The organism is Myxococcus vastator, assembly GCF_010894475.1.
In the GTDB taxonomy this organism is placed as follows: Bacteria; Myxococcota; Myxococcia; order Myxococcales; family Myxococcaceae; genus Myxococcus; species Myxococcus vastator.
Genome location: NZ_JAAIYB010000498.1, coordinates 1 through 5,890, shown reverse-complemented (window position 1 = coordinate 5,890; position 5,890 = coordinate 1). Strand labels below are relative to the sequence as shown.

The window sequence follows — 5,890 nt, the reverse complement described above, 5'->3', positions numbered from 1 at the left end:
TCGCCGGGGCGGCCGCGGGGGTGGCAGGGGCGGACAGGAGCGTAGCGAGCAGGGCTTCGAGGAACATGGCGAGCCTCCAATCTAAACCATCCCGACGGGGCCTTGGCCCCGGCATTCACGGGGCCTTCTTGAACAGGCGCTTCCTCTGTTTGATGGCCAGCACGTAGAAGCGCTCGCGCAGGGCCTGGGCATCCTCGGGAGACAGGTCTCCCGACTGGCCCAGGTGCTCGTCCCGCCAGGCAATCGCCCGGCTGATGCAGGCGGACGCCGCGGCGGAGATGTTCAGGCTCTGGCTAAAGCCCTTCATGGGGACCCAGAACGTGCCGTCCACGCCGGACAGCACGTCCTCGCTCACACCGCGCCGCTCGTTGCCGAACACCAGCGCCATCTTCCCGTCGAAGCGCAGGGTGTAGAGGCTGGTGGCCCCCTCCTGGATGGCGGAGGCGTACAGCGAGAAGCCGCGGGACTTCAGGTGCTCGCGGCACTCGGCGAACGTCTTGTACAGCTTCACGTCCAGCCACTTGTCGCAGCCCTGGGCCACCCTCGAGTTGGGAACGAAGGGCGCTTCCGGGTTGATGATGATGTGGACTTCCTGCACGCCCATGGACTCGCAGGTGCGCAGCACCGCGGCCATGTTGAAGCTGTCCTCCAGCCGGTCCAGGACCACCGTGAAGTTGCGCGTCCGGTGACTGACGACGCGATCAATCTTCTCCTTGCGCACGTCGAGCAGGAACTGCTCCGGCTCGAACTGCTCCCGCTCGTAGCGCTCGTAGCGCTCACCACCACCCGACATGGACTCAGCTCCTCCCGCGGCCCGACTTGCGCGCCGGAGCACGCTTCGTGGCCGCGGATGACTTCTTCGCCCCGGCCTTGCCAGACGCGCCACGCTTGCTCGCGGCGGCCTTCTTCGCGGCGGCCTTGCCCGACGCGCCACGCTTGCTCGCGGCGGACTTCTTCACCGCCGCGGTGCCCGACTTGCGGGTCGAGGCCTTCTTCGTTGCGGCCTTCTTCGCCGAAGCAGCGCCCGCCTTGCGAGCCGGAGCCTTCTTCGCAGCGGCAGACGTCTTCACGGCAGCAGCGCCCGACTTGCGAGCCGGGGCCTTCTTCGCAGCGGCAGACGTCTTCACGGCAGCAGCGCCCGACTTGCGAGCCGGGGCCTTCTTCGCAGCGGCAGACGTCTTCGCGGCAGCAGCGCCCGACTTGCGAGCCGGGGCCTTCTTCGCAGCGGCAGACGTCTTCACGGCAGCAGCGCCCGGCTTGCGAGCCGGAGCCTTCTTCGCCGCGCCCTTCGTGGCCGCCGCCCCTGCCTTGGAAGCCGGAGCCTTCTTCTCGGCCCCCTTCGCCTTTCCGCCCGCCTTGGCCTTCCCCGCCCGAGCCGCCTTGGCGGGAATCTCCACGTGGAGCTTCTCGGTCCGCCCCGTGAACAGCACCTCCGCCACGGAGTCCATCAGCGGCTGCATGCCCTCGCCGGTGGCGCAGGACACGGGATACACACGGATGCCGCGCGCACGCAGCGCCTCCGTGAAGCCCTCCAGCCGGGCCTGCGCGTCGGGCAGGTCCAACTTGTTGGCCGCCACCACCTGCGGCTTGGACGCCAGCTCCGGGCTGTACCTGGCCAGCTCCGTGTTGAGCACGTCGAAGTCATGCAGCGGCGCGCGGCCCTCGCCCTCCGCCCCCATGTCGATGAGGTGGATCAGCACCTTGCACCGCTCCACGTGGCGCAGGAACTGGTGGCCCAGACCCACGCCCTCACTGGCGCCCTCGATGATGCCGGGGATGTCCGCCATCACGAAGGACAGGCCGTCCTTGTACTGGACCATGCCCAGGTTGGGGACCAGCGTGGTGAATGGGTAGTCGGCGACCTTCGGCCGCGCCCGGCTCACGCGGGAGATGAACGTGCTCTTGCCCGCGTTGGGGAAGCCCAGCAGCCCCACGTCCGCCAGCAGCTTCAGCTCCAGCCGGAGCGTCAGCTCCTCGCCCTTCGTCCCATCCTGGGCGAAGCGCGGCGTCTGCCGGGTGGAGGTGGCGAAGTTCATGTTGCCCAGGCCGCCGCGCCCGCCCTTCGCCGCCACCCAGCGCTGGCCGGCCTCGCTCAGGTCGACCAGCAGCTCCTCGGAGTGGGCATCCTTCACCAGCGTGCCCACGGGCACCTTGAGCACCATGTCGTCGGCGGCGCGACCGTTGCAGTCACTGCCCATGCCGTGCTCGCCATTCTTGGCGCGGTGGTGCTGTTGGTAGCGGTAATCGAGCAGCGTCGTGAGCTGAGGGTCCGCCACGAAGACGACGGAGCCGCCATTGCCGCCGTCCCCGCCATTGGGGCCACCGCGATCGATGTACTTCTCCCGCCGGAACGAGACAGCGCCGTTGCCGCCATCCCCCGCCTTCACGAAGATGCGGACCTCGTCGACGAACTTCATCTGGGACTCCTGGATAAACGAAGAGCGGGCCGCCCTCGCATCCCGCTGCCGGAAGGGCGCGTGGACTGGAGAAGCGACCCGCTCGTGGGTGCCGCACGGTTGCCGGCCTCAAGGGCCGGCCAGCCGTCAGGCGCTCGCCTGCTCAGCGGCGGCCGGGTAGACCGAAACCTTCTTCCGGTCGCGGCCCAGGCGCTCGTACTTCACGACGCCGTCCACCACCGAGTAGAGGGTGAAGTCGCGACCGAGCTTCACGTTGGAGCCAGCGTGGATGACCGTGCCCAACTGGCGAACGAGGATGCTGCCCGCCGACACCGTCTCACCGCCGTACACCTTCACGCCACGATACTGCGGGTTGGAATCGCGACCGTTGCGCGAAGAACCCTGTCCTTTTTTATGAGCCATGACACCTTGCTCCTGAAGTTTGAGGTGAAACCGCCCGGACTAGCCGGCGATGGAGGTGACCTTCACCTCGGTGTACGGCTGACGGTGACCGCGGCGGCGGGTCCAGCCCTCCTTCTCCTTCCGGAAGTGGAGGACGCGGCGGTGCTTGTCCTGAGCCAGGACCTTGCCCACGACCTTCGCGCCGGAGACGGTCGGCTGGCCCACCTTCGGGCTGTCCGAACCACCGACCAGCAAAATCTCCGTGAAGGTCACCTCGGCCCCGACGTCGCCCGCGATCTTCTCGATCCGGACCACATCGCCCTCGGCGACGCGATACTGCTTCCCGCCCGTGCGAATCACTGCGTACATCGTCAAACCCCTGTCATCTGTCGGGTTGGGTCAACCCGTGGAATCGACCGCGCATTTCGGACGGGTGGACCATCCAATTGCGCCAAAGGCGGCGGGATTTACGGGAGATACCCTGGGGAGTCAAGGTGGTTGAAGGATCAGACCGCCACTCCCCGGCCGTTTACTCGACCCCCAGGCCGATGCTAACTCGGAAACCGGGCTTCCGGCCGCCCTTTCGCGACCGGCCCGACAACCTCGTCCTGAGGGGGAACTACCATGAAGAAGCTTCTGATCGGCCTCGTGGCCACCGGCTCTCTTGTTTTTGGCACTGGCTGCGACAGTGATGAGGACCTCTGCGAGGACTTCGCAGGCGCATTTGAGTCCCTCTCGAACAAGGTCGACGGCTGTCCGGAGATCAGCCCCTTCATCTCCCAGCTCCGGCTGGGCCAGGAGGAGATCAACCAGTGCAAGGAGTCGCTCGAGTCGTGCTCGAGCTCCGACAAGGACAAGCTCCGCGGCGCGTCGGACTGCATCCGTGACATCTCGCAGTGCCGCAGCGCGACCATCGAGGCCTGGGCCGCCGAGCTCGAGCGCTGCATGGACTTCGAGGTCAGCGACGGCTGCGGTGGCGGCGAGGAGTAGTCGGCGTGGCGTGAGCCCGTCTCGCGCCCTCGCGTAGTCCAGGGCCCGGCTCCTCGTTCAAGGAGACCGGGCTCTGTCATGTCCGGCTGGCGCCGTCGCCCGCCCGCCCAGCACCCGGCGGAGCCTCCGGTAGCGCTGGAGCATGTCCACCTCCAGCGGCGCGAGCTTCAGCCCCCGCTCGTACTGCTCCAGCGCCTGGGGGAGCCGGCCGTCGCGCTCCAGCGCGCCACCGGACTGGAAGTGGATCCGCGCCGTGCCCATAGCCTGGGGCCTGCGCGCCAGGAACTCGCGCCGCAGGGACTCCAGCTGCTCGGCCGTGAGCCCCGCCTCCAGGCACTTCGCCACCCCGCGATGATTGCCGCGCCAGGCATCGTAGAGGGCGCGCTGCACCGTGGCCCCCAACGCCTCGGCCGCCTCGCGCACGCGCACGCGCAACGCATCCACCTGCGCGCGTTGGGCAGGCGTCAGCGAGTGCTGCTCCAGGGACTCCAGCGAGCGCCAGGCCTCGCGGGTCCGCAGGCGCACCATGCCCATGTCCGAGTCCGGCTCCAGCGCCAGCACCGCATACGCGTCTCCCGCCGAGCGCTGGCGCCAGGCCTCCAGCAGGCGCGCCAGCACCGGGTCTTCCGTGGGCGGGACTCGCGGGACAGCACGGACCGGCTCGCCCTGGAGGAGCGCATCCACCGCGGCCTTGAGCACGGCGGTGGCCTCCACGAACTGGACGCCGAAGCCGGTGGGCATCCCCCAGACGCGCGCTTGGGTGGGCGGAACGAGCCGCACCACTTCACACATGACCGACAGGGGCCCGGACGCCAGCTCCAGCACCACGGGCAGCCGCGAGCACAGCGGCGGCAGGACGCGTCCACCGTGGAGGAACAAGCCCCTCCGGGACAGGCCACTGCCCATGAGCCGCACCGGCCCCTCCCCTGGGCGCAGGACGACCTGCACCGGCACTTCCACGGTAGAGCCCCGTGCCGCCAGGGACAGACGCCGTGGGGACGTGCTCGCGTGCGAGGAAGGCACCTGCCCCGCACGCGCGACCGCGGGAAGCCGCCCCCGCGCCTGGCCCTCGGTGGGCATCCCGGTCGCCGCGGGCACCGGCTCGGGCACCGCGAGCCCTCCGGGATTTGTCTTCCGCGCCGACGCGCGCACGTGCTCGGCGAGCGACACCTGCAACGCGTTCCGGAACGCCGCGATGGAGGGGTATCGGTCCTCGGGCTTCTTGGCCAGGGCGCGCAGGATGACGTGCTCCAACGCGGCGGACACGGCCGGGTACACGGAACTGGGGGGCGGCGGTGGCCGCAGCTGATGGGCCACCAACTGCGCGGCCAGTCCCTCGTCGTTGAAGGGAAGCCGGCCCGTGAGGAGCTGGTAGGCGATGACGCCCAGCGCGTACAGGTCCGCGCGGCCATCCACGCAGCGCCCCAGGGACTGCTCGGGGGACATGTACTCGGGCGTCCCCACGATGATGCCCGCGTGCGTCTGGGGCATGTGCGCGTCCGTCAGCTTGGCGATGCCGAAGTCCAGCACCTTCACGAAGGGCGCGTCGCGCTTGCGCCGGACCAGGAAGATGTTGTCCGGCTTCAGGTCGCGGTGGACGATGCCTCGCGCGTGCGCGGCCTGGAGCGCGTCGCACACCTGCGCCAGCACCGAGACGACCGCGCCAGCGGCCAGGGGCGTCCCCACCCACGCGGACAACGGCGCCCCATCCAGGAACTCCATGATGAGGTAGGGGCGCGGCGGCGCGGCATCCATGTCGAAGATGCTGACGATGTTCTCGTGGCCGATGAGGTTCACCGCCCGCGCCTCCGCATGGAAGCGTTGGACCAGCTCCGGGTACATCGTCAGGTGCGCGTGCAGCACCTTCACCGCGACCCGGCTGCCAATGGAGACGTGCTCACCCAGGTAGACAGAGCCCATGCCGCCCCGGCCCAGGCGCCGCACCAGCCGGAAGCTGCCGCACCGGGTGCCCACCAAGGGGTCCTCCGCCTCCACCCCGGGGGCACACCTGGGCCGCGCCGTTCCACCGGCCCCTACGTCCGCGCGCACCAGCGTCGAACACGAGGCCTCCGCCCCATGCCGCCGGCCGCACGCCCCACACC

At 69.5% G+C, this 5,890-nt stretch carries 6 protein-coding genes; 1 reads left to right on the top strand and 5 read right to left on the bottom strand.

From position 1 onward, the window contains the following. Positions 1 to 115: 115 nt before the first annotated feature. The 4 genes from G4D87_RS32390 to rplU all read right to left on the bottom strand — a co-directional run bounded on the left by G4D87_RS32390 (position 116) and on the right by rplU (position 3,167). On the bottom strand, positions 116 to 793 hold the full coding sequence (locus G4D87_RS32390; protein WP_163786553.1) for a TrmH family RNA methyltransferase: 678 nt from the start codon (positions 791 to 793) through the stop codon (positions 116 to 118). A gap of 4 nt (positions 794 to 797) precedes the next feature. Next, on the bottom strand, positions 798 to 2,417 hold the full coding sequence (gene obgE / locus G4D87_RS32385; protein WP_163786552.1) for a GTPase ObgE: 1,620 nt from the start codon (positions 2,415 to 2,417) through the stop codon (positions 798 to 800). A 126-nt stretch (positions 2,418 to 2,543) separates the two neighbouring features. Then, on the bottom strand, positions 2,544 to 2,819 hold the full coding sequence (rpmA, locus tag G4D87_RS32380) for a 50S ribosomal protein L27 (protein WP_044889390.1): 276 nt from the start codon (positions 2,817 to 2,819) through the stop codon (positions 2,544 to 2,546). A gap of 39 nt (positions 2,820 to 2,858) precedes the next feature. Further along, positions 2,859 to 3,167, bottom strand: a complete 309-nt coding sequence (gene rplU, locus G4D87_RS32375) for a 50S ribosomal protein L21 (RefSeq protein WP_163786551.1) — start codon at positions 3,165 to 3,167, stop codon at positions 2,859 to 2,861. Positions 3,168 to 3,422: 255 nt separating this feature from the next. Here rplU and G4D87_RS32370 point away from each other — a divergent pair, with 255 nt between their 5' ends. Then, the gene (locus tag G4D87_RS32370; protein ID WP_163786550.1) at positions 3,423 to 3,788 is read left to right on the top strand and encodes a hypothetical protein; all 366 of its coding nucleotides are present in this window, start codon (positions 3,423 to 3,425) and stop codon (positions 3,786 to 3,788) included. Positions 3,789 to 3,845: 57 nt separating this feature from the next. On the opposite strand, the gene G4D87_RS32365 is transcribed toward G4D87_RS32370, so the two are convergent. Further along, on the bottom strand, positions 3,846 to 5,890 hold a 2,045-nt coding region (locus G4D87_RS32365; RefSeq protein ID WP_240358784.1), incomplete at its 5' end, for a serine/threonine-protein kinase.